This is a genomic window from Pseudoalteromonas sp. 2CM39R, from assembly GCF_023161845.1.
This window is the reverse complement of record NZ_JALNTM010000044.1, coordinates 1-25271: the sequence shown is the minus strand read 5'-3', so window position 1 is coordinate 25271 and position 25271 is coordinate 1. Positions and strand designations below refer to the sequence as shown.

At 38.1% G+C, this 25271-nt stretch carries 21 protein-coding genes; 17 read left to right on the top strand and 4 right to left on the bottom strand.

Annotation, left to right across the window (positions count from 1 at the left end):
• Positions 1-241: 241 nt before the first annotated feature.
• The 17 genes from MTF66_RS37630 to MTF66_RS37550 all read left to right on the top strand — a co-directional run bounded on the left by MTF66_RS37630 (position 242) and on the right by MTF66_RS37550 (position 20486).
• Positions 242-1360 (top strand): polysaccharide export protein, encoded by a 1119-nt coding sequence (locus tag MTF66_RS37630; RefSeq protein WP_063527888.1) that lies wholly within the window; start codon positions 242-244, stop codon positions 1358-1360.
• Between the two features lie 12 nt (positions 1361-1372).
• A complete protein-coding gene (locus MTF66_RS37625) occupies positions 1373-1807 on the top strand; it encodes a low molecular weight protein-tyrosine-phosphatase (RefSeq protein WP_248530279.1) in 435 nt (144 codons plus the stop codon).
• Positions 1808-1821: 14 nt separating this feature from the next.
• Positions 1822-4062 (top strand): polysaccharide biosynthesis tyrosine autokinase, encoded by a 2241-nt coding sequence (locus MTF66_RS37620; protein ID WP_248530278.1) that lies wholly within the window; start codon positions 1822-1824, stop codon positions 4060-4062.
• Positions 4063-4104: 42 nt separating this feature from the next.
• Entirely contained in the window at positions 4105-5355 is a 1251-nt protein-coding gene (locus tag MTF66_RS37615; RefSeq protein WP_248530277.1) for a lipopolysaccharide biosynthesis protein, read from the top strand.
• The gene (locus tag MTF66_RS37610) at positions 5352-6545 is read left to right on the top strand and encodes a polysaccharide pyruvyl transferase family protein (RefSeq protein WP_248530276.1); all 1194 of its coding nucleotides are present in this window, start codon (positions 5352-5354) and stop codon (positions 6543-6545) included. The genes MTF66_RS37615 and MTF66_RS37610 overlap by 4 nt, the downstream gene beginning before the upstream one ends.
• A 17-nt stretch (positions 6546-6562) precedes the next feature.
• Complete coding sequence (locus MTF66_RS37605) at positions 6563-7855, top strand: hypothetical protein (RefSeq protein ID WP_248530275.1); 1293 nt, start codon at positions 6563-6565, stop codon at positions 7853-7855.
• A gap of 10 nt (positions 7856-7865) precedes the next feature.
• Positions 7866-8717: a glycosyltransferase family A protein gene (locus tag MTF66_RS37600; RefSeq protein WP_248530274.1), complete on the top strand. Its 852-nt coding sequence runs from the start codon at positions 7866-7868 to the stop codon at positions 8715-8717.
• The gene (locus MTF66_RS37595) at positions 8714-9817 is read left to right on the top strand and encodes a glycosyltransferase family 4 protein (RefSeq protein WP_248530273.1); all 1104 of its coding nucleotides are present in this window, start codon (positions 8714-8716) and stop codon (positions 9815-9817) included. Before MTF66_RS37600 ends, MTF66_RS37595 begins: the two co-directional genes overlap by 4 nt.
• On the top strand, positions 9818-10921 hold the full coding sequence (locus MTF66_RS37590) for a DUF1972 domain-containing protein (RefSeq protein WP_248530272.1): 1104 nt from the start codon (positions 9818-9820) through the stop codon (positions 10919-10921).
• Positions 10922-10934: 13 nt separating this feature from the next.
• Complete coding sequence (gene rfbB / locus MTF66_RS37585; protein WP_248530271.1) at positions 10935-12002, top strand: dTDP-glucose 4,6-dehydratase; 1068 nt, start codon at positions 10935-10937, stop codon at positions 12000-12002.
• 12 nt (positions 12003-12014) lie between these two features.
• The gene (gene rfbA, locus MTF66_RS37580; RefSeq protein ID WP_248530270.1) at positions 12015-12893 is read left to right on the top strand and encodes a glucose-1-phosphate thymidylyltransferase RfbA; all 879 of its coding nucleotides are present in this window, start codon (positions 12015-12017) and stop codon (positions 12891-12893) included.
• A gap of 1 nt (position 12894) precedes the next feature.
• Positions 12895-13428, top strand: coding sequence for a dTDP-4-dehydrorhamnose 3,5-epimerase (rfbC, locus tag MTF66_RS37575; protein ID WP_248530269.1), 534 nt, complete (start codon positions 12895-12897; stop codon positions 13426-13428).
• Complete coding sequence (gene rfbD / locus MTF66_RS37570) at positions 13429-14307, top strand: dTDP-4-dehydrorhamnose reductase (RefSeq protein ID WP_248530268.1); 879 nt, start codon at positions 13429-13431, stop codon at positions 14305-14307. It begins immediately after the preceding gene.
• Between the two features lie 9 nt (positions 14308-14316).
• Positions 14317-15717 carry an undecaprenyl-phosphate glucose phosphotransferase gene (locus MTF66_RS37565; protein WP_248530267.1) on the top strand — a complete coding sequence of 467 codons (1401 nt, stop codon included), beginning with the start codon at positions 14317-14319 and terminating at the stop codon, positions 15715-15717.
• Between the two features lie 17 nt (positions 15718-15734).
• On the top strand, positions 15735-16901 hold the full coding sequence (locus MTF66_RS37560; protein WP_248530266.1) for a nucleotide sugar dehydrogenase: 1167 nt from the start codon (positions 15735-15737) through the stop codon (positions 16899-16901).
• Between the two features lie 215 nt (positions 16902-17116).
• A complete protein-coding gene (gene galU / locus MTF66_RS37555) occupies positions 17117-18025 on the top strand; it encodes a UTP--glucose-1-phosphate uridylyltransferase GalU (RefSeq protein ID WP_063530175.1) in 909 nt (302 codons plus the stop codon).
• Between the two features lie 286 nt (positions 18026-18311).
• Positions 18312-20486: a YjbH domain-containing protein gene (locus MTF66_RS37550; protein ID WP_248530265.1), complete on the top strand. Its 2175-nt coding sequence runs from the start codon at positions 18312-18314 to the stop codon at positions 20484-20486.
• A 92-nt stretch (positions 20487-20578) separates the two neighbouring features.
• Here the strand turns inward: MTF66_RS37550 and MTF66_RS37545 are convergent, their stop codons facing one another.
• From MTF66_RS37545 to MTF66_RS37530, 4 genes are all read right to left on the bottom strand, one after another.
• Entirely contained in the window at positions 20579-20926 is a 348-nt protein-coding gene (locus MTF66_RS37545) for a four helix bundle protein (protein ID WP_239964152.1), read from the bottom strand.
• Positions 20927-20973: 47 nt separating this feature from the next.
• Positions 20974-22377, bottom strand: coding sequence for an MBL fold metallo-hydrolase RNA specificity domain-containing protein (locus MTF66_RS37540; protein ID WP_248530264.1), 1404 nt, complete (start codon positions 22375-22377; stop codon positions 20974-20976).
• 419 nt (positions 22378-22796) lie between these two features.
• The gene (locus MTF66_RS37535) at positions 22797-23876 is read right to left on the bottom strand and encodes a phosphotransferase enzyme family protein (RefSeq protein ID WP_248530263.1); all 1080 of its coding nucleotides are present in this window, start codon (positions 23874-23876) and stop codon (positions 22797-22799) included.
• 41 nt (positions 23877-23917) lie between these two features.
• Positions 23918-24805 carry an NTP transferase domain-containing protein gene (locus MTF66_RS37530; RefSeq protein WP_248530262.1) on the bottom strand — a complete coding sequence of 296 codons (888 nt, stop codon included), beginning with the start codon at positions 24803-24805 and terminating at the stop codon, positions 23918-23920.
• Positions 24806-25271 lie beyond the last annotated feature (466 nt).

Sequence of the window (25271 nt, the reverse complement as noted above, 5' to 3'; positions counted from 1 at the left end):
CCTAGAACCTAGAACCTAGAACCTAGAACCTAGAACCTAGAACCTAGAACCTAGAACCTAGAACCTAGAACCTAGAAGTATTCATTAACTATTTTGCAAAAACCTGTCACAAGTGAGCGTTTACTAAACACTCAGTCTTGCGAACCTTGTAATGCCATGCTTTAATTAGGCAGCGTAAAAATAAACAGTTGTGGTTTTATTTTAACTGGACGTTTTAAGAATAATTATTTGGGAAATAACAATGGCGCTTAGCTGTAAAACAATTGTAACGTCATTTGCGTTACTAGCAATGACTGGCTGTACAATCATCCCCGGTAGCCATTTTGAAGGAATCGAATCGGGCGAACAAATAGATAATCTTGAGAAGGAGCTCGATAAAGTTAATATCCAAATCATCGACTCTTCTCTCATTAATCAACAAAAGCAAAGTAAAACGAAACCAGCGTTACCATCAAGCCTTGATGGCATCGATACCTCTGATTATCAATATAAATTAGGTGTTGGCGATGTAATCACAATCGGCGTATGGGACCATCCTGAATTAACCATTCCTGCTGCAGTACAGCGTACTGCTGAGTTCGACGGCTTCCGTGTTCAAGCTGACGGTACAATTACTTTTGCTTACGCTCCAGATATTCAAGCGGCTGGTAAAACAGTACAACAAGTTCATAAAGAGCTTGTTAAACGCTTAAGTCGCGTAATCGAAGACCCTCAAGTAGATATTAAAATAGTTGGCTTTAGAAGCCAAAAAGCCTATGTAACAGGTGAGGTTAACAACCCTGGGGTACTCCCTGTAACCGAAGTGCCGCTTACTCTAATTGATGCACTAAACCAAGCAGGCGGTTTAACAGATGCCGCTGATTGGCGCACCGTAACCTTTACGCGTGGCGACAAAACCGAAGTGATCCAGTTAGATGACTTTTATGCCCATGGCGATATCTCGCAAAACCGTTTATTAAAACATGGCGATATCGTGCATGTTAATCGCAACGACATGCAAAAAGTGTTTGTATTAGGCGATGTAAAACGCGCTGGTACAGTGGGCGTTAATCGTTATGGTTTAAATTTAGCGCAAGCTTTAAGTGATGCTGGTGGTTTAAACGAAAATACAGCAGATGCAAATGGCGTATTTGTATTACGTAAACGCAACTTAGAAACCGATGGCATCATTGCTGATGTTTACCAACTACATGCTAAAAATGTTGCGGCATTGGTGCTTGCTGAGCAGTTTGAATTACAGCCGCACGATATTGTGTATGTAACTTCAGCACCGCTAGCGCGTTGGAACCGTGTAATCAGCTTATTACTACCTTCGGTAAGTACAGTTGACTCAATTAATGACGTTACAACTTCGAACTAAAGGTTAAATGTTATGTTTGATTCTGTACTGGTTGTGTGTGCTGGCAATATTTGCCGAAGCCCAACCGCTGAATATGTATTAAAAAGTAAACTTCAAGGTAAAAATGTTAGCGTGTCTTCAGCGGGCTTAACGGCCCTTGAAGGCAAGCACGCAGATGCACAAGCACAGCAAATTGCTATGCAACATGGTATTGATATGAGCGAGCATCAGGGCAGGCAAATAACCTCAGCCCTTGTTGCGCAGCACAGCGTCATTTTAGTGATGGAGCAGCGTCATATAAACGACTTGTGCTCTCGCTACCCGCAAGCTCGTGGTAAAACATTTTTGCTAGGTAAATGGGTTGGTGATAAAGAGATACCTGACCCATACCGCCAAAGCCAAGAGGCTTTTGAGCATGTTTACGCATTAATCGATAGCGCATGTAGCGCTTGGCAAAAGTATTTATAAGGAAAGGGTAGTAGATGAATGCTCAGCCCACTGCATTAGCAGCAAGTAAAAATCAAAATAAAAGTCAAGAATCGCAATCGCAAGAAATAGATCTACTCGCATTACTTGGTACTTTACTCGACCGTAAATGGTTCATCATATTAGTAACAGCTGTATTTGCCGTTATTGGCGTAGCTGTTGCAGTATTAAGTACGCCAATTTATAAAGCAACAGCACTTGTACAAGTTGAAGAGAACAGCCCGTCTGTACCTGGTCTTGATGATATGGCCGGCATGTTCGAAAGTAGCAGTGCTGCTGTAACAGAAATCGAGCTGTTAAAATCGCGCTCTGTGATCGGTGAAGCGGTCGATACCCTAAAGCTTGATATAGTTGCAGAACCTAAATTATTCCCAATTATAGGTGGTAAAGTTTATCGCAGTTTTGCTGCAGAGTCTGAAGGCGATATCGCTGAGCCATTTTTAGGCTTAAGCAGTTATGCTTGGGGCGGCGAGAGCATTAATATTTTCAGATTTAACGTACCTAAAGGGTTTTTGGGTGAATCATTTGAATTAGTTGTAGGTGAAGGTAAAACATTTGAGCTTTTTAACCCAGAAGGCGACTCTGTCTTAAAAGGTACGGTTGGCAAAGATCAAAGCGCTGGCTTTTATGAGTTAACCGTACGCGATTTGAATGCACGCCCTGGAACTGTTTTTATATTAGCTAAGAAAAATCGCTACAGAACTATTGTTGAATTACAGCAAGAGATAGGTGCTAGCGAAAAAGGTAAAGATTCTGGCATAATTGCTATGTCTTATGAGCACAAAAGCGCAGTGCACGCAGAAAAAATACTTGATAGAGTGTCACAAATTTATGTACGCCGTAATGTTGAACGAAATAGTGCTGAAGCGCAAAAGTCACTTGAGTTTTTAGAAGTACAATTACCAGAAGTTAAAAAGCAACTTGAATACGCAGAAGAGCGTTTTAACGATTACCAAATAAAACGTCAATCAATCAACATCAGCTTAGAAACTCAAGGCGTACTTGAGCAAGTGGTTGAGCTTGAAACTAAATTACAAGAGCTTGAACTAAAGCGCTTAGAGTTAAGCCGAAAGTTTAAAGAAAGCCACCCAACATACCAAGGTGTGCTTGAGCAAATTGAAGCGGTTGAAAAACAAAAGCAAAAACTGGTTGGCGAAGTTGGTAACCTACCAGAAACACAGCAAGAGCTATTGCGTTTAAAACGCGATGTAGAAGTAAGTAACCAAATTTACACCTTATTACTTGGTAAAACACAAGAGCTAGATATTGTACGTGCCGGTACTGTGGGTAATGTGCGCGTGGTAGATGCTGCAGCAGTAGATACTACAGAACCAGTTAAACCTAAAAAAGCACTGATTGCTGTTGTAGCAACTTTGCTTGGTGGCTTTTTAGCGGTTGCAATAGTGCTAATTCAAAAAGCAATGCACCGCGGTGTTGAAGACCCAAACGAGATCGAAAGTATTGGTTTACCTGTTTATGCATCAGTACCGTATTCAGACTTTCAAGATAAGCTAACGGGTTTTAACCGTGCGCGTAAAGTTAAAGATAAACCTAAGTCGATACTCGCGGTAGATAACCCTGCAGATTTATCGATTGAGGCCCTACGTAGCCTGCGTACAAGCTTACACTTTGCAATGATGGAGGCTAAAAACAACATTATTGCTATATCTGGCCCAAGCCCTGGTGTGGGTAAATCGTTTATCTCGGTAAACCTGGCAACCGTACTGGCGCAAAGCGGTAAAAAGGTGTTAATTATTGATGCTGATATGCGTAAAGGTTACTTACAAACTCAGTTCGGTATGAAGTGGGATGATGGTTTAAGTGATTATCTATCGGGCCGATTAAACCTTGAACAAGTAACTAAAAAGTCGCAAGTTGAAGGGTTAGATGTAATTACCCGTGGTCAAATCCCACCTAATCCATCGGAACTATTAATGCATAGCAACTTTAGCAAGATTGTTGATGAGGTAAGTGGCAAGTACGACATTATTATAGTTGACACACCACCTATTTTAGCGGTGACAGACCCTGCAATTGTGAGTGCTCATGCTGGTAGTACATTATTAGTAACGCGCTTTGGCCAAAACCATTTACGTGAAATTGAACTTACTCGTAACCGCTTTGAGCAAAACGGCATAGACGTAAAAGGTGTTGTATTTAATGGTGTAGTACGTAAAGCGAGCAATGCATACGGCTATTACGGCTATTATAACTACGAGTATAAATCTGACTCCTAATATGATTCAAGCTAGTGGTCTGTCATAAAAAAAGGAACAGGGATGATTAAGAGTCGTTTTTTTATAAACTTTTTAGTGATATTGGGGGGGGCTGCTGGCGCACAAGCGATTAACCTTGCCTTTACACCGATAGTAACGAGGTTATTTTCACCTGAGGCGTTTGGATTTCTCGGTACTTACGTCTCATTTTTGGGAATTTTATTACCATTAGTTACTTTGTGTTACCCCATGGCAATAATTCTTCCAGAGAAAAATATAACTGCTTCAAATATAGAAAAAGGTTCGATTTTCATATCTTTTATTTTAACCTGCTTCTTCTCAATAGTATTACTTACTACATATGAGGTAATTAACTTACTAATTGGCTGGCAAGATAGTCCTATATTATACTTTTTTTTATGTATCTCTTTATTCGTCAGTGCTTTGCTAGAGGTTTATAGTTATGTTGTCTTGAGGTATAAGTTATTTAGGTTGAAGTCTAATGCATTAATAATAAATTCACTGATATTGAACTTGAGTAAAGTATTTGTAGGTTTTTATTATCCAAATGTATACGCCTTGATTGTTGTTACATTTTTCAGTGTTATTACTCATGTGGCACTTATAAAGTATCTCATGAGAAGTGAAATAGATAACTTTGACTTTAAACTAAGCTTTACGTTTACAAGAAGATATAAAAACCTGCCTTTGTTTAGGGCTCCGCAGACATGTGTCGCAGCATTAAATCAGGCTTCTCCGGTTTTTTTATTAGCATCAATGTTTGATTTAAAGAGTTCAGGTTATTTCGTGTTATGTAGAACCGTTATGCTAGTTCCTGTTACTTTAATTGCTAAATCGGTAAATGATGCATTAATGCCAGATATCGCAGAAATGGTTAGACGTGGTGAGCAAGTATTAGGGTTAATTGTCAAAACTACTGCCCTATTAGCTGCTATAGCAATTATACCATGCCTTATAGTCTTTTTTTGGGGCGGGGAGTTATTTGTTTTTATATTTGGTGAAAGTTGGTATAAAGCTGGCGAGTATGCCAGCTGGTTTTCAATATGGATATTTTTTAACTTCATCAATAGGCCATGTGTAGCAGCTATTCCTGCATTATTCTTAGAAAAGAAATTATTATTAAATAGTTTGCTAAACTCTTTGCTATCTATAGGAGGCTTTCTATTAGCTTTTAATTTATTTAATAACGATGTTATGGCTGTAATATTTTTTAGTATATTTGGTATATTTCCTCAGTTAATGATACTTATGTTTGTTTATTTTGAAATTAGAAAAGAAAAAGAGAGTATATGAAAAAAATCTTATTATTAGGTGCATTCGACAGGTACAACTATGGCGATAATTTAATGCCTTTGCTGTTTAAAATGTATGTAGATAAATATGCGAAAGAAATTCTAGCAGATTATGTGTTTGAGTATACTTCAATAAGTGATTCAGACTTGGGGAAATACTGCTGTCTTCCCACTACTAGTATCAACAAATTTACTTGCGATAAAAGTGTATGCGCAGTTATTGTGATCGGCGGGGAAGTGCTTTGTGCTAAAAATTCAGGTTTGTTTTTACATATGCAGGAAAACAGTGCTTCTCATTTGATTTTAAAGTATTTGAGTAAAATACTACGAAGTGCCTTTTCATTATATTCTGATAGAAAATACTCTGCAAAATGGGAGTTTCCATATATCCCAGAAACTAATTTTTTTGATACAAAACCAAAAGTTATATTCAATACAGTTGGTGGAGGAATTAGTCATTTAAAAAATAAACACAAGAACATGGTAAGTGCAAGGCTGGAGTCTTCTGATTATGTATCAGTGCGTGATGTCAGAACTATGGAAGAGGTTAATAAATTTAGAAATGCTGAAACAGTACTTTCACCGGATTCAGCTTATATTATGTCTGATCTTATCACAGATGAGTTTTTAAATGAGAATGTTTCGGAAAAGATAAAAAATTCTACAAATTCAGATTATATAGTTATACAGGCTGCACCCTCAAAGCTTGGTGCTAGCAAAGAAGACTTAATTTCTCAAATAAAAAAAATCTCTAGTTCTTTAAAAGTGAAAGTTGTACTTTTACCTATAGGATACGCATCAGGACATGATGACTTTAAATTATTGAAGGAAGTAAATGAGAGTGTGTTTGAAGACACAGTATTATTTTATGATTTAAATGTTTGGGAAATAATGTTTGTTATAAAAAATGCTCAAGTATTTTTTGGAACAAGTTTGCATGGAGTTATAACAGCAATGTCATTTGGTGTACCTCATTTTGGTTTAAATAAATCAATTAAGAAGTTAGATAGTTTTTTGAAAGATTGGAGTGTTCCACCCTTCAATCGATGCTATGACGTCCCAGATATTGAGAATTTGATATCATTATATAGTCATGATGATATAACTGTTTTAAAGCAACGTACTGATGAAATTATTGCTTTAGTTAAAGCTAATAATGACAAAATGCTAAATGTTATAACTAGAACATAATGACTGTTTGATTTATTATGAAATTTGCAATAGAAAGTTTATTTATTTTAAGTTTGCTAGCAAGCTTCTATACTATAGCAAACAGAAAGCCTTCATATGTTCTAGTAACTTCGACAATTTATTTATTGTTCTCTGATTTTTTATTTTTTCAATCTGGATACCAAATAGGTGAGTTGTCATTTGGTAAGCTTTTTATAGAAATAAACTTTCTAATTCTCTTCTTTTTTTATATTTATGAAGTTTTTTTAAATAGAGCTAAAGTAAAAAATACAGATTTAAAATTTGTTTTAGGGTTAGTTGTAACTATCTTATTGATTCTAACTGGGGCTATTCAAAATGGCTTTGTGGCTAGTGTTAATGGTTGGAGGAGTTTATTTCTATTCGTTTTTATGGGGTGGTTGATCTCGTATTTTGCAAAAGATCCTATTTTCCAATTAAGGGTTTTAATAAATACCATTATTTTCGCCTCCGTTGCTAATTCTATATATTCTATAATAGAGTATGTTTCTTTTACAGGTGAATACGAGGAGTTGTGGCGTTATAAATTGTTATTTGAGGCGAAGTCAATTGCTAATAATGAATTTGATGAGCATTTCCTTCAGTATCAGTTAGTACGAGGAGATGAACTAAGAGCTTCTGGCTTTTTTGTATCAGCCCTACTGTCAGGTTTTTTTACAGCATTGGCTGCTATACTTATTACAAATAAAATTATTAACAATAGATACTCTTTTTTTACAGTAATAAATGTGATCTTGCTACTTATATTTATGATAAGTATGTATGTGAGCCAAGTTAGAACATCCTACATAATTTATTTTTTAGCGATTATATCTGCTTTGTTTTTTAAAAAGAGAAAGTTTCCTACCTACGCTTTTGTCTTTTATTTAGTAAGTGTTCCTGCTTTTATATTTTTTTTAGGGCTCTTTTTTAAATCAAGTTTAGATGCATCTTCTGCTGGCCGTATAATACAATACTTATATTTGTTTGAGAATTTTTCCTTTCTTGGTGATGGACTTGGTGGAAATGTTGGAAAGTTTGATTCTTTTTATATATATAGCTTTATGGATCTGGGTGTTATGGTTGGAGTATTGCTGTTTTTATTTGTAAGCTGGTTCTCACGTTTTCCGATTAAATCTAATGCTTGCTTTTCATTGGAAAAAAATGGATTCCCATTAATTCAAATGGCTTATGTGTCATTCTTTCCAATTCTTGCTGTGCAACATATAGCATCATCCTTATATTATTTTACTATAGTTGTTTTTGCTTCATTGATTTATAAAAATTATGAAGTAAACGGCATTCATAATTAAGGTTTCTTTAATGAAGTTAGTTTTAGGTGTAGTTTTATACGCAAATCAACCTTTTGATAGTATTACTTTACAATCATTATCGAGTATAGATTTTGAAAGTATTGGCTTAGAAGTTTTGGTTCATGTTAGGGATAATTCTACTATAGGTTATGGGGTAGCTGGGGTATCCAAAGTTCTAAATGGTTTAGATTTTTTTTACGATTTTGATTCCGAAAACTTATCTTTATCAAAGGTCTATAATCGTATTGTATCAATGCATAACTATCCCAACGCTTTTGTTTTCTTAGATGATGACTCTGTCGTTACGAAAGGTTACTTCGAAGAACTTTTAAAGTTTTTGCAATCATCATCAAGCATAGCAATACCTACGATTAATTTTCGTGGTGAAATGATTTCTCCTGGCCGCATAGAAGGGGTGAGAGGTAAGAAATTAACTACGAATGATATAGTTACCTCAAAAGAAAATAGAGACTTGGTTGCTATGATGAGCGGGACTGTCGTTAAATCAAGTGTCTTTAATTTACATAAATTGAAGTTTGATGAGCGGTTATCTATTTATGGTGTAGATACAAAGTTTTTTCTCGACTCTTCTGATGTAGGCTTAGGTTGTTACGTGCTTGACTATAGAATGGAACATGACTCAGCTTTACGAGCGCTAAACTATGAATTTAATAAAATGTATTTTAGATTTTCTAACCTTATGCAAGCACAGTTCATAATACATGAGAATAAGAAGTTTTATAAATTGAGTCTGTTTTTGTACTTTCCTTTTTTCATTATTGCAAAAGTTTTAAGGCTGAAAGACATTAGATTTCTCAAGTTATTTAAGAATTATAAATTTTTTTGGAAGTTAAATAGATGAATAGAGTTTTAATGGTGCATCAAGGGGCTGAGTTGTATGGCTCTGACAGGAGTTTTTTGTCAATTGCTAAGTATTTTGATGAAACTTATACAGGCGATATTGAAGTTATACTTCCTGAAAAAGGTGAGTTATCTGAAAGCTTTAATAAAAGCGGAATACACCCTACATATCACGGGTTAGGTATACTAAGAAAAAAAGATGTAAAAAAAATCTTTCGTTTTTTGCTCGATTCAATTAAATCTGTTTTCTTTTATCGCTCTAAATATAAAAATTTTGATATTGTATACATAAATACAGTCGTAATGTTTTCTGCTCTCATAGCAGCAGCCCTGACAAAAAATAAACGGGTTATATGTCACGTTAGAGAGATTCCTGTAGGCAAGCAAATGTTTGTATTTAAATTGCTGCTTAAGTTGTCTAGAGCACATCTTATTTTTAATTCAGAAGCAACAAAAAATGCGTTTGGCTTTAAAGGCGATGTTATTTATAACGGCGTTGAAGCTCCTTCTAATCTCACCGAAATGTCTTCAACGATTAAGGCTTCAAAAATTAACTTTCTGATTATCGGAAGAGTCAATGATTGGAAAGGACAAGATTTATTGCTTGAGTCCATAGCTAAGTTAACACCTGAAGTCAGAAGTAAAATAAAAGTAAGGGTGGTTGGTGGAACTTTCGGTGGAAATAATACTGTGCTAACCGACCTTTTTAAATTGATAGAAGAGAACAATTTAAAAGAGGTTGTTCAATTTCATAACTTTTCTAATGACCCAAGTGAGCACTATGATTGGGCTCATTGGGTAGTAGTTCCTTCTAAAAAACCAGAGCCTTTTGGGCGGGTTGCTGTAGAGTCTTTTGCATTTGGTAAACCAGTTATAGCTGCAAACCATGGCGGTCTTAGAGAAATTGTAACTGATAAAAAAAATGGTTTTCTTTTTGAGCCAAACTCAATATCTAGCTTGATGAATATAATAAATTTAGTACTGCATATGCCTAGCGATGAATACTCAAGGTTAGCTGAAGCATCAAAGAATGAGTATTTAAATCGATTTTCGGAGCAGTCTTATCAACAACATTTATATAATTTAATCTTGGTGAAATAAGTGATAAATAAAGAAATAATTGTACTTGGGATCCGAGGTGTTCCTGCAGGTCATGGTGGCTTCGAAACTTTTGCTGAATACTTATGTCCTTTTTTAATTGCCAAAGGTTGGAGCGTAACAGTCTACTGCCAAGAAGATGGTGAAGGTGAAATGTATGAAAGCGAATGGCAAGGAGTTAAGCGTATTCATATACCTGTAAAAAATGAAGGCCCACTAGGGACTATTATTTTTGACTTAAAATCGGTATGGCATGCCCGTAAAAATAAGGGCTTGCACTTAACACTTGGCTACAATACAGCGTGTTTTAATATTATTCAGCGCCTATATGGTATTAGCAATGTTATAAATATGGACGGCATCGAGTGGAAACGCCAAAAATGGGGCAAAGTAGCAAAAACGTGGTTTTGGTTAAACGAGCGTTTTGGTTGCTGGTTTGGTAATCACTTAGTGGCAGATCACCCTCGAATAGAAGATCATTTAGCAACACGTGTATCGCGCGATAAAATCACTATGATCCCATATGGCGGCCCTGATGTAAGTGAAGCTATCGAAGCTGTGTTAGCTGATTATGGGTTAGTAAAAAATGAGTATGCGATTATTATTGCACGCCCAGAACCAGAAAACTCGATTTTAGAGGTCGTCGAAGCATTTTCGGCCAAGCCACGTAGCCATAAATTAGTGGTTTTAGGTAAGTTTTTAGATTCAAACCCATATCATCAGCAAGTTCTAGCTGCTGCAAGTAATGATGTAATTTTTCCTGGCGCTATTTACGAGGCCGAAAAAGTTGCAGCACTTCGTTTTTATGCACGTTTTTATGTACATGGTCACCAAGTAGGTGGCACTAACCCATCTCTGGTTGAAGGGTTGGCAGCTGGTTGTGCAGTTATTGCACACGATAATCACTTCAACCGTTGGGTTGCTGGCGAGGGGGCTTTTTATTTTAAAGACAAAGCCCATTTGGCTAGCTTTTTTGAGCAGCAATACTTAGATGATGCATTCGTAACAGAAAAAAGTAATGCTGCTAAACAGCAATTTTTAAACAGCTTTCAATGGGAAAATATATTGACCCAGTACGAAACGCTTTTAAGTAAATATTTAAAATAATGGATTTCAGTAGATGAATATTTTAGTAACAGGTGGTGCGGGGTTTATTGGTAGCGCTGTTGTAAGGCACATCCTTGAAAATACAAATAATACAGTTATTAATGTAGATGCACTTACTTATGCGGGTAATTTAGAGTCAATTCCAATTGAATTACAATCTGAGCGTTATATTTTTCAGCAAGTTGATATTTGTGACTACCAAGCGCTTAAACAAGTGTTCGACGAATATAAGCCTGATTTAGTAATGCATTTAGCAGCCGAAAGCCATGTTGACCGCTCTATCGAAGGACCTGGTGCTTTCATAAACACCAATGTAATAGGGACATTTAATATGTTGGAATGTGCAAGGCACTACTGGCAAAATTTAACTGCTGATGCGCAAGTTAAGTTTAAGTTTCATCATATTTCAACAGATGAAGTATATGGTGACCTTGAAGGTACCGATGACCTATTTACCGAACAAACACCTTATGCGCCTAGTAGCCCTTATTCGGCGAGTAAAGCTGGATCTGACCATTTAGTAAGAGCTTGGGGTAGAACATATGGTTTACCTATTGTTGTAACTAATTGTTCTAATAATTATGGGCCTTACCACTTCCCTGAAAAGCTTATCCCGCATGTTATTTTAAATGCATTACATGGCAAGTCTTTACCTGTATATGGCGATGGTAAGCAAATTCGTGATTGGTTATTTGTTGAAGACCACGCTCGCGCTTTATACAAGGTAGTAACCGAAGGTAAAGTAGGCGAAACATATAATATCGGTGGCCATAACGAAAAACAAAACATTGAAGTAGTCCACACTATTTGCGAATTACTTGAAGAACTTGTACCTAATAAACCTGAAGGTATCACTAATTACAAAGATCTTATTACCTTTGTAAAAGACCGCCCAGGCCACGATGTACGATATGCAATTGATGCTACTAAAATGCAACAAGAGCTAAACTGGGTGCCTGAAGAAACTTTTGAAACAGGTATGCGAAAAACCGTTGAGTGGTATCTAGCGAATACTAATTGGTGGCAGCGAGTGTTAAATGGCGACTACAAACTTGACCGTATTGGCGAAAATACAAAATAAAGGATGAATAAAATGAAAAAATATAAAGGAATAATTTTAGCAGGTGGTTCTGGTACTCGTTTGCACCCTATTACTCAAGGGGTATCTAAGCAACTTTTACCTATTTACGATAAGCCAATGATTTTTTACCCGCTTTCGGTATTAATGCTAGCGGGTATTCAAGATGTGCTAATTATCTCTACACCTGAAGATATGCCAGCTTTTGAACGTTTATTAGCTGACGGTAGCCAGTTTGGTATTAACATTAGTTATGCTGTACAGCCAAGCCCTGATGGTTTAGCGCAAGCCTTTACTATTGGTGCTGACTTTATTGGCGACGACAATGTTTGCCTAGTTTTAGGTGATAATATTTTTTACGGGCAAAGTTTTGGTGCACAATTAGCGTCGGCTGTTTCGCGTGACAGCGGTGCTACTGTATTTGGCTACCATGTAACAGATCCTGAACGTTTTGGCGTAGTCGACTTTGATGAAAATGGCATTGCTACCAGCATTGAAGAAAAACCAGCACAGCCTAAATCAAATTATGCTGTTACAGGGCTATATTTTTACGATAACGATGTAGTAGAAATTGCTCGCAATATTAAACCATCGCCTCGTGGTGAGCTCGAAATTACAGATGTAAATAATGTTTACTTGAAGCGCGGGGACTTAAACGTAAATGTTTTAGGGCGCGGTTTTGCTTGGTTAGATACTGGCACCCATGACTCTTTAATTGAGGCAGGCCAATTTGTACAAACAATAGAACATCGCCAAGGTTTAAAGGTTGCTTGCCTTGAAGAAATTGCCTTACAAAAAGGCTGGTTAAGTAAAGAGCAGGTTTTAACTGCAGGCAATAACCTTAAAAAGACCGGTTATGGTCAATATTTATTAAATTTAGTTAAAGATAAATAAAATGAAGATTGTAGATACAAAAATACCTGAAGTTAAGATAATTGAACCAAAAGTATTTGGTGATGATAGAGGCTTCTTTTTAGAAACTTTTCAAGCAGAGCGTTATGCAAGTGTTATTGGTGATGGCCTCACTTTTGTACAAGACAACCATAGCCGTTCTTGTAAAGGGGTTTTAAGAGGGTTGCACTTTCAAAAAACCAAGCCACAAGGTAAGTTAGTGCGGGTTGTTACTGGCGAAGTGTTTGATGTGGCAGTCGATATTCGTAAAGACTCGCCAACCTTTGGCCAATGGGAAGGGGTGCTTTTAACAGGCGATAATAAAAAGCAATTTTGGGTGCCACCAGGTTTTGCTCATGGCTTTGTAGTGCTTAGCGACACTGCTGATTTTGAATATAAATGCACAGACTATTACGACCCAAGCGATGAAGGGGCTATTTGCTGGAATGACCCAGACCTAGCAATTGATTGGCCAATTGATTTTGAGCCATCTTTATCAGCTAAAGACTTAGAAGCCGGATTATTAAAGGATCTATAAATGAAGGTACTTCTTACTGGAGCAAATGGCCAGTTAGGCCTTTGCTTTCAAGATTGCATAAATGATTCTATAGAACTGACTGCTTTATCGAGTAAAGAGCTTGATATAACCTGTAAAGCCTCAGTTCAAAAAATCGTTAATACAGTTAAACCTAATATAATAGTTAATTGTGCTGCCTATACGGCGGTTGATAAAGCCGAAAGTGAGCCTGAAATGGCACACACCGTAAATTGCCAAGGCCCAGAAAATTTAGCATATGCAGCTGCTATGCTTGATATACCGTTAATTCATGTATCTACCGATTATGTTTTTGATGGCAATGCGACTAAGCCTTATGTACCAACTGATGCTACATCGCCGCAAGGGGTATATGGGCAAACAAAACTAGCTGGTGAGCAAGCCATTAAGGCGATAACCTCAAAGCGTATTGTTATTCGTACAGCATGGGTATTTAGTGAATACGGCAATAACTTTGTGAAAACTATGCTGCGCTTAGCTAGCGAGCGTGATGAGTTAGGTATAGTCGCTGATCAACATGGCTGCCCAACTTATGCTGGTGATTTAGCTGCCTTAATCGTTGCTATGGTGAAGCGTATCGAAAGTGGTGATTTTAGCGATTATGGGCTTTACCATTTTTGTGGCGATAAAGCTGTGTCTTGGTTTGAATTTGCAGAATCAATTTTTGCTGTTAAAGCTAAATTAAATGCTGATTTTTCAATACCTAAGTTGAATAAACTAACGACCGAACAGTTTCCTACACCAGCAAAGCGACCTAAATATTCCGTTATGCAGGATAATAGGCTATCTTTATTAAACTTGCCTAATGCTAGTCACTGGCAAGACTCACTAAAAACTGTAATAAAAAAGCTTAACAAGTAGAAGAACAAAATGCCGCATAAGAATTCAGGGATTTTACAAAGTAACGCAACAATTGTTGCATTTATTCAAAGAATTTTGGATATCAATATTATTGTCGGTTGCTTGTGGGGTACCGTTGCATTGCAAGGGCTGCCTTGGTTACTGCAGCATACAACCGCGGCACTACTTGCTGTGTTTTTATTTCACTTTACTAGTGAACTCGACAAGCTATATATATCTTGGCGTGGCCTCTCTATTTATAAAGAACTAAAAAAAACAATTTCGCACTGGTTTGTTAGTGCGGCAATTTTATTTTTAAGTGTTAACTTTCTAGCACCACAATATCTCAACCCAGAAGGGCTTCAGTTTTACTGGTTTGTATCTGTATTAGTTTCGTTGTGTGTTTATCGTGTTGTATTGCGGCTAATTTTAAGAGCACTTCGCTCTCAGGGGATTAATACGCGTTCGGTTGTTATTGCAGGGGCGGGTACGTTAGGTCAACAACTAGCAAATAGTATTGTAGCTAATTCAAGTTTTGGTTTAGTTTTTGGTGGTTATTACGATGACGCAGCACCAAAGCAAAAATTAGTTGCGGCGCAAACAATTGGTAATTTAGAGCAGCTAGTAGCTGATTGTAAAGAGGGCGGTATAGACCGCGTTTACATTGTCTTACCACCGCAAGCTTATGAGCGCCGTAAGTGGCTAGTTAAAGAGTTGGCCGACAGCACTGCAAGTGTTTATATAGTGCCCGATGTATTTACTTATCAGTTATTGCACTCACGTAGCGATACTATTATGGGTATACCTACTATAAGCATATACGACTCCCCGCTAGATGGTAGCAATGCCATTATTAAGCGCATTGAAGATATAGTACTTTCTACACTTATTTTAATAATGATATCCCCTGTTTTATTGGGGTTAGCCCTTGCTGTTAAGTTTACTTCTAAAGGGCCTGTGTTCTTTAAACAAAATCGTTATGGTATTGATGGTAAACCGATTAAGGTATGGAAGTTCCGCTCGATGAACGTAATGGAAGATGGCGCTAAGGTAACCCAAGCCACTAAAAATGATTCGCGCTTTACACCAATAGGCCAGTTTATTCGCAAAACGAGCTTAGATGAATTGCCTCAGTTTATTAATGTTCTACAAGGACAAATGTCGATTGTTGGGCCAAGGCCTCATGCTGTTGCCCATAACGAAGAATATCGTAAACTTGTAGATGGTTACATGCTACGGCATAAGGTTAAACCAGGTATTACTGGTTGGGCACAAATTAACGGCTGGCGCGGCGAAACCGATACATTAGATAAAATGGAAAAACGCATAGAGTTTGACCTAGAGTATATTCGAAATTGGTCATTGTTCTTCGATTTAAAAATAGTGTTTTTAACTATTTTTAAAGGCTTTGTGAATAAAAATGCGTATTAAAATTTAAGGAAATAAACATGAAAATTGCTGTAGTTGGTACCGGCTATGTTGGCCTGTCTAATGCGATGTTATTAGCGCAAAAAAACAGAGTGGTTGCATTAGATATTGATAAAGAGAAAGTGGCACTTCTATGTGAAAAAAAGTCACCGATAGTAGATGCTGAAATAAGTAATTTTTTACAAAATGAACAATTAGACTTTATTGCAACTACTGATAAGCATTTAGCTCTTAGTGAAGCTGAGTTTGTAGTAATCGCAACACCTACCGATTATGACCCTGAAACAAATTACTTTAATACTCGATCAGTAGAGTCTGTAATTACAGATGTTTTAGACATCAACCCAACCGCAACCATGATTATTAAATCAACAGTGCCCGTTGGTTACACAAAATCTGTTAGCGAGAAATTTGGTACTGACAATATTATTTTCTCACCTGAGTTTTTGCGCGAAGGAAAGGCGCTTTACGATAACTTACACCCGTCACGCATAATTGTTGGTGAACAAAGTGAACGCGCTGAAACTTTTGCTAACTTACTTGCTGATGGGGCCGTTAAAGAAAATATTAACATTTTGTTTACTGATTCTACTGAAGCAGAGGCAATAAAACTATTTTCTAATACTTATCTTGCAATGCGCGTGGCTTATTTTAATGAATTAGATAGTTATGCAGAAAGCCATGGCCTTGATGCAAAACAAATTATTCAAGGTGTTGGCCTAGACCCGCGAATAGGTAAGCATTATAACAACCCGTCGTTTGGTTATGGTGGTTACTGCTTACCAAAAGATACCAAACAATTACTAGCTAATTATCAAGATGTTCCGAATAATATGATTCGCGCAATTGTTGATGCTAATACGACCCGTAAAGATTTTATTGCTAACTCTATCCTAGCACGTAATCCAAAAGTGGTGGGGATTTATCGTTTAGTCATGAAGTCAGGCTCAGACAACTTTAGAGCGTCGGCCATTCAAGGTATTATGAAGCGCATCAAGGCAAAAGGCATTGAAGTGGTAGTTTACGAGCCAAGCTTTGAGGGCGATGCATTCTTTAACTCACGTGTGATTAAAGATCTTGATGAGCTTAAAAGTATCTCTGATGTAATCGTATCTAACCGCATGGCAGAAGAGCTACAAGATGTAGTCGATAAGGTTTACACCCGCGATTTATTTGGCAACGATTAGCTAACTTAGTAATCCTTTATTTTTATAGGTCGATTTTTAAGTGGATGCTAAGGAAATTTGCATCCACTCTCATTTCACGCCCTCATTCAGTCTCAGTCAATAATACTACTGCTAACTTGCTTATAAATCTTTTTTTTACTATTGCGTAAAATTAGTTAATAACTCATAATTTATAATTATTTATTATTATCACTACAATTAAGGGACTAAACATTATGAAAGCTGTCATTCCTGTTGCAGGCCTTGGTACACGTATGTTACCGATGACAAAGGCAATTCCAAAAGAAATGTTACCTCTGGTTGATAAACCTCTTATTCAATACATAGTAAACGAATGTGTTGCTGCGGGTATTAAAGAGGTTGTATTGGTTACTCATAGCTCTAAAAATGCTATTGAAAACCACTTTGATACTAGCTTTGAGCTTGAAGCAACCCTAGAAAAACGTGTAAAGCGTACCTTGCTTGAAGAAGTGCGCTCAATTTGCCCTCCTGATGTAACCATTATGCACGTACGCCAAGGCGAGGCTAAAGGATTAGGCCACGCTGTTATGTGTGCAAAACCAATCGTGGGTGATGACGACTTTGTTGTTGTACTGCCAGATGTTATTTTAGACAGCTACACTGCTGATCAAAAAACCGAAAATATTGCTGCTATGATTAAGCGTTTCAATGAAGTTAAAGCAAGCCAAATTATGCTAGAGCCAGTACCACAAGAAAACGTACATAAATATGGTATTGCTGATATTGGTGGTGTGAAAATTAAAGCGGGCGAAAGTGCACCAATTAAAACGATGGTCGAAAAGCCTAAAGCTGAAGAAGCGCCATCTAATTTAGCCGTTGTAGGCCGCTATGTTCTATCTAAAGCGATTTGGCCATTACTTGCTAAAACACCAGCGGGTGCAGGCGGCGAAATTCAGCTTACCGATGCAATCGATGAGTTAATGAAGCACGAAATCGTTGAAGCATTCCACATGAGTGGCCGTGCCCACGACTGTGGCGATAAACTTGGTTACTTAAAAGCGATTGTTGAATACAGCATGCGCGATGAAAACTTAGGTGAAGAATTCACTGATTTCGTAACCGAAATGGTAGCGCCAGCAGAGCGACATTTAAAAGCGGTTTAAAAAGAAGATATTAGATTTCAGAGGTCAGGTATCAGACGATAGATATTAGACTTTAGAAGTTAGATGTTAGAATTTAGTGGTTAGAAGTTAGTTAATTGCTTTTAACCACTTGCTTTACCCCACCCCCAAATAAAATCTTGTTCAACTCGTAACTCGTAACTCGTAACTCGTAACTCGTAACTCGTAACTCGCACCTCGCACCTCGCTATTAACTTCTCGTTTTTCACTTCTAATGTTATATTTAATCTAATTTAAGGATTTTTATAATTTTAACTCGGAATAGGTTATGTCAAAACTCAATCTCTTTTTAGGTAGTGCAATAGCTCTAAGCTCACCACTTGCACTGGCTGAAAATGTTAATAATTACCAATCTTTTGCAGCCTTCACAGGATTAATCAACACCCCTAATGCAGAAACTGTAGAAAAAGGCCATGGTATTGTTGGTTATAATAACCAGCTAGCCCCTTCATCGTTTAGAGCTCGCTATTCTAACGATGAAAATGGAATTCGTTATGTAGATGGTCATAACTTTAAGTTTTCGGCAGGCTTGTTCGAAGGGTTTGAAGTACAGGGTATGCTGGCAGCTTATAGTATCCACACTAATAAATTTATAGGTATGAACTCAGAAATTCGTGACTTATCGTTTAATGCTAAGTATCAAATACCTTATATTCCTAAAGATTGGTTTAATGTAGCTATCGGTGTGCGAGATTTTGGTGGCCGCGCTAAGGCAAATGCGTACCAAACATATTATGCTGTTGCCTCTAAAGAGCTATGGGATTTTAGGTTTTCAGCTGGTTTTGGCGACAGTAACCAACCATTGGGGCAAATGGATGGTGCATTTGCAGGTGTTGAATGGCAAATTTTCGACTGGTTTGCATTACAAGCAGAGCACGATAGCGAAGCATTTAATGCAGCTGCAAGGGTAACGGTGCCTAAAGAGTGGTTATACGATTTTGGTGAATTAACTTTAAGCTCTCGTTTTTATAGCAGCACAGATAACTCTGAAGAAGATACCTATTGGGCTGTTGATTTTAAACTACCTTTCTCAGATGAAGCCAAAGATAACTATAAACCAGTTAAGCCAGCGCCGTATGTTGCTCCTGTCAGTTCAAAGCCTACAGCAAAAGTTAAAAGTAATGGTCTAGTACTTGTTGAAACTGCTATGGCGCCTGAACTTGCACAGCAAGACAAAGCTCTGACCGTTGCTACAGTTAAACAAGCACCTACACAAGCAACTCAAAAACTAGCAAGCTCAAGTTTAAACAGCCAAGTAACAGTTTTAAAAGAAGCGCTACTTAACGATGGCTTCGAAAATGTTGTAGTTGGTTATAACCTTAATACCGTATTTGTTAACTTTGAGAACTCAGTATTCAACCGCAATGACATCGATGCTATTGGTGTGGTACTTGGTCGTATCACTGAAAGTGTGACGAGTGCTAATACTCACTTTAACGTTCAGCTTTCTAAAACAGATATTCCTTTAATTGCTATACAAGGTAAAGTTGATAACTACCGCTTGTTTATCGAACAAGGCGTGAGCCCTGATCTAAATGTGCAACACGGTAAAGCGAGTATTCCGGAAGGTGTAGTATGGGCCGGTAAAGCAGAGGCAAGCCCTTACTTTAAACCAAGAGTTACTGTTAGCCCTGTTCTTTCATCTGCTTATGGTACAGAGTTTGGTACTTATGATTACTCTTTAGGGTTGAGAGCAAATGTTGATTTACCACTATGGCAAGGTGGTGGTATTAACGTTAGTGCACAAACTGGCGTATACGAAACTGATGACTATAAAGATAATGGTGCATTTGATGTTTACAGTATTCAAGAAGGTCTTGTAAACGCAACTCTTTATCAAACCTTTAAGCTACCATATGGTTTTTATAACCAAACACAAATTGGCTTTTTTAAAGACTATTTTGATTATAAAGCTATTATTAACGAAACAGCTTGGTTAAGCCCTGAAGGTCGCCATAAAGTGAGCGCTAAAATTGCTTATTTTGATTATGCAGATTACCGCGCATCTCGTGAGTACGAAACACTTACATACCAATATAACTGGGTTGAACAAGATATCACCCTACATGCTACGGCTGGTAAGTATTTTTATGGTGACAGCGGCTATCAGTTAGAGAGTCGTTTCTGGTTTGGTGATAGTTATGTGGCCATTTCATATCAAGATTCAGATGCACAAGTTGCTGGTGTTGCGATTAATATCCCACTCACTCCGCGTAAAGACATGAAAGTAAGCCCAATTGGTCAACTTAAAGGTTCTGCTAACTGGCGTTCAGGTGTGCAATCACAAGTGGGAACTAAGAATGTATTAGTATTTAATCAGGGTTACGCACCTATTACTGAAATTAACCTTGATAGAACAATACTTAAACGTGGCCGATTATCTTCGAGTTATATTTATAGCAACCTAGCGCGAATGAAAGAAGCGTATGAGAGTTATAAATAATAGCGACTCGCAGTAGCGAGGGGTGAGAAGCGAAAAACGAGAATCGAGTCAAACATTAGAAGTCAGATATTAGAGGTTAGTGGTTAGAGCCACTAACTTCTATTATCAAACTGTTGTTTTAGACCCGTTAACATAGCCCCTAATTCTTTGGTTTCTAATATCCAATACAATGCTTTTTCACGTTCTAGGTAGCCTATCTCCAGGCCTATATAGATTTGTGTTCTTGTTTCTGCAAGCGAAGATCTCGCGATATCTATAAACCGACTTTTCTCTTTGTAACTTTCACGGCTTACTCCTTCAGCAATGTTGCTAGGAACTGATAAGCCTGAGCGGGTTAACTGATCTCTAAAACCGAAGTCTTTTAATTCATTTGTTGATTTGTAAATTTCAGCACTTAATCGTGCAGACCGTTTCCATACATCTAGATTTTCAAAGTTCATAACTAACTCCTTGTATTGACTAACCACTAACCACTAACCACTAACCACTAACCACTAACCACTATCTCTACTCTTTCGCCTAACTCTGCTTTAAGCTTTTCTGCTAGTGCTTGCTTGGCTTGCTCATCGCCGTGGACGATTTTGATTAAACTTGGCTTTTTGCGCATGCCGGTGACAAATCTGATTAATCCTTTTTGATCTGCATGGGCGCTGTAGCCGCTGATGGTATGAATTTGCGCTTTAATCATTACTTTTTGATTATTGATAAATACATAGCCGTCGCGTGGACCGTACTTTTGAATCTCTCGGCCTAATGTTCCTTGTCCTTGGTAGCCAACAAAAATGACATCGGTTGTTTTGTCGGGCAAAAACCGTTCTAGATAATTAACTATTCTGCCGCCATTACACATACCGCTAGCAGCAATGATTATTGCTGGTTGCTGTTTTGAGGCTAAAAAGTTTATAAGGGCAAGGTGTTCTTGGTGGCTATCAATGGTGTGTAGTTGGTTGAAGTCGAGCGGGTGGCGTCCTTGTTTTATGCGTTTTTTTGCTTCGTTATCCCATAGCTGTTTGAAGTGTAAATACTCATTTGTAAAGTTGGCTGCCATTGGCGAATCTACAATAATTTGCAGTTTATACCACATAGAGCGTTTGCTTGCAGAGTGAATAAGCTGTTCAAACTCATAAAGTAGCTCTTGAGTGCGGCCAATACTAAAAGCCGGTATGAGTACCACGCCATTATCGCTTACTGCACGCTCTATAACCTTTTTAAGAACGGCTACACGCTCTTTTCGACCTTGATGGTTTTTATCACCATAGGTTGACTCAATAACTAATGTATCGGCGCGGTAAGGCGGTTTTGGTGTTGGTAATAATGGCGTGTAAGGTGCACCTAAATCACCAGAAAATACCACTCTATGGGTATTTGGTTTTTTGCCTAGCTGAATTTCAACATAGGCAGAGCCTAAAATGTGCCCAGCACGTTGCAGGCGAAGTTTATATAAGGGGTTTTGATTGCTTGAGGCTGCTTTTTCGGGGTTAAAGCCCATTCCTACGGGAATGCAGTACCATTTTTTGAAATCGAGAGAGACAATTTGTTGTTTTAGTAACTTTAAGCAAGTGCGGATCATTGCTTCGTCCCGTGTTACCCCCACTTTTAAGGCATCTTCAATCACCATAGGCAATAGCTTGGCGGTGGCAATAGAGGTAAAAATAGGCCCTTTAAAGCCTGCTGTAAGTAAGTAGGGTATGCGGCCAACATGGTCTATATGGCAGTGCGTGACAATCAGCGCTTTTACCATTGATATATCAAACTCAATTGCAAGATCTTGTTTGCTGTCTTCCCCTTGAAATAGCCCACAATCAACAAGTACAGAATTTGTGTCATCAATAAATAGCTGGTGGCAAGACCCTGTTACGCCTTTCACCGCTCCGTGGTGTTTTATATGCATAATAATCTCCTGATCTTTAAGCGAGGTTTTAGAATAGAAGTTATTGACTTATAGAGCAATGGGCGAGCGAAAAGCTATTCAAGGCTAAAGCCGTTCCTACGTTTTAATATAGGCGTAAAATTTTAGGAGCTGTCAGCGGTCAGTTTACAGATGAACGGTGGCGTTTGTAGGTAATGCATGTAGGAGGTACTTTAGTGCCGAAAGCTTAAGGAGCTGTCAGTTTGAAGATCAATTTTGGTTATGCATTTATTTGTGAGCTGGGCGCTGTATGTCAGACGCGCCAAGCAAGCGTGACGCCTACGGTGGTGTAGGCGTGAAATTTATTTCCCGCGTAATCTTTTTATATTGCGCGATGTAAAATCGCGCCTACGATAACTCGAATCTCGAATCTCGAATCTCGAATCTCGAATCTCGAATCTCTACCCTTTATTTATCTCTAATATCGCTTTTAACGTATGTTCTTTTTCAAGAATATCGCGATATAAAGCAAACTGGTTGCGGGCGCGTTCTAGGTTGTGGTTTGCATGCTTTGTGGCAAAGTAATTATCGCCATCAATAAAGTCTGTTAAAAAGCGTAGGCCAATCATAAAGGTCATGACTTTGGTACCTAGCCAGAAGCTTTCTTTTTCGGCGTCGGTGATCACATCTTGTAGTGGTTCAACATAACCTTTAACGATGGCGGCGAAGATCTCTTCACGAACACGTACATTATTTAGGTTGGTAGAGTCTTCTTGCTCAGGTGAGCAGAAGGTACGCACCATATCGCCAAAATCAAATAACCAATAACCAGGCATACAGGTATCTAGGTCGATGACTGCTTTTGCCTCATCTGACTGTGTGCAAAACAGCATGTTGTTGATTTTTGTGTCGTTATGGCATGGTCTTAAAGGAATGTTTCCTTCAAGTTGTTTTAACTCATCAACCAACCCTTGCTGAGCTAAACAAAAATCGATGTCGTCTTGGCAAAGTGCCACACGGTTTACAGGATCTTTTTCGATGACTTTTTTGAAAGCGTCAAAGCGCATCGCTAAGTTATGAAAATCAGGGATCACATGATGAAGCTGTTCAGCCTGAAAATCTTGTAATGCTAGTGCGAATTGTCCAAATGCATTGGCTGCAGTTTGTGCTTGCGAGATAGTTGCTACCACATCTTCACTATAACTGCCGCCAATAAATTCGAGTGCACGCCAAACACCTTGATCGCATTCAACTAAAAAGTCACTTTCGATGGTTGGAACATGACGAATAATTTCTAGGCTGTATTCACCTTTGTCGTGTTTTTCACTTAGGTGCTGCTCAATTAGTCGTGCATTTTCAACTAGGTGCTCAGGGTTAGGAAACACATCGGTATTTAACTTTTGCACAACCAAAGCGTTTTCTTCTGATTTAAGTAACATGGTTGTGTTGATGTGGCCATTGCCAATTGGCTTTAGCGTTACGTTATCTGTGCTTAAGCCAAAGTGCTCAGAAAGATAAGTTGCAACAGGATTAGACTTCATTAATTTTCCATTACTTATTTTTTGCAAGAAGAGGCGAGGGTTTAATCGTTTAGCTTACGACGTAACTGACATAAAGTGTGTGCTATTGCATCCAGTTCAGCTTTGTAGGTTACGCCATACCATGGCTCTTGTGCAGTATAAACGGTTACAGCTTGGCGGTTATCTTGAATCGCGAGTTGTATCTCATTTGGTAAATAATACTCTTTCGTGACACCGTTGTCAGTATTTTCTAAAAACTCAGTAAAGCCTGTTTCTAAGTCATTAAATAAACTGGGCGTTATTCCCCAAAAGCTCATAGAACCTAGGGCATCATCGGCAATTTGTAATCTCTCACCATGTGGATTGTTGCCTTTTAAAACATTATTTTCGAGTTTAATATCTAGGTACTCGACCACATCAGTTAAATGCTGGTGGCTATCAACAGAGCATACACCTCGATTTACACCACCTTCTTCGGATAGGGTATCTTTTATTGGGTAGCCTACCATCGCCCAATTGCTATGCTGTTTGAAGTGTTCGCTAATAATTGCAAAAGAAGACTCGCCATAATAATCATCGGCTGTAATGACAATAGCAGGGTTATTTACATAGGGTTTTGCACAAAGTAAAGCATGACCTGTACCCCAAGGTTTTTGTCGTTCAGCGGCTAGATGCTCATAGCTATTTGGCACTGCACTAATTTCTTGCTCAACTAGGATTACTTCGAGTGACTCTGGTAGACGCGGTAAAATCGTTGCTTCAAATTCAGCACGAATTTTTTTATTAATTATGATCACCGCTTGGCTCACGCCCGCTTTAACCGCATCCTGAATACTAAGTTCCATAATGGTACAGCCTAGCCCCGGAATTTCGGCAATCTGTTTGTTTCCGCCAAAGCGGCTACCTAGCCCGCCAGCTAATACAATTAAAGTAAGAGAGTGTTGAGTCATCGCGAAAGTTAAATAAAAAACAAAGGAAAAGTGTACCAGAAACAATCACGCAGGAGGAAGAGAAGCTTAAAGCTATAAGCTGTAAGTTTTGAGTTGAATGGTGTTATTTGTAGGCCTTACCCAAAGGCCTACCTCGTAGGAGGTACTTTAGTGCCGAAAATTTAAGGAGCCATCAGCTTTCAGCCGTCAGTTCTGAGTCGAACGGTGTTGTTTGTAGGTTATTTAATGATTTCCGGTTTGGTGTTGAATGTTAGACGCGCCAAGCAAGCGTGACGCCTACGTTTGATGTAGGCGTGAAATTTATTTCGCGCGGTGGTTTTATAATAGGGGTTAGATTTTAGAAGTCGGATTTTTAGTAGTTAGAATTCAGAAGTTAGATATCAGTTGATTGATCTGACCCCGATAAAGTAGACTCGGGGTTTAATTAATTTGTTCGTACTGCATGGGACTTTTATACCCTAGGGTG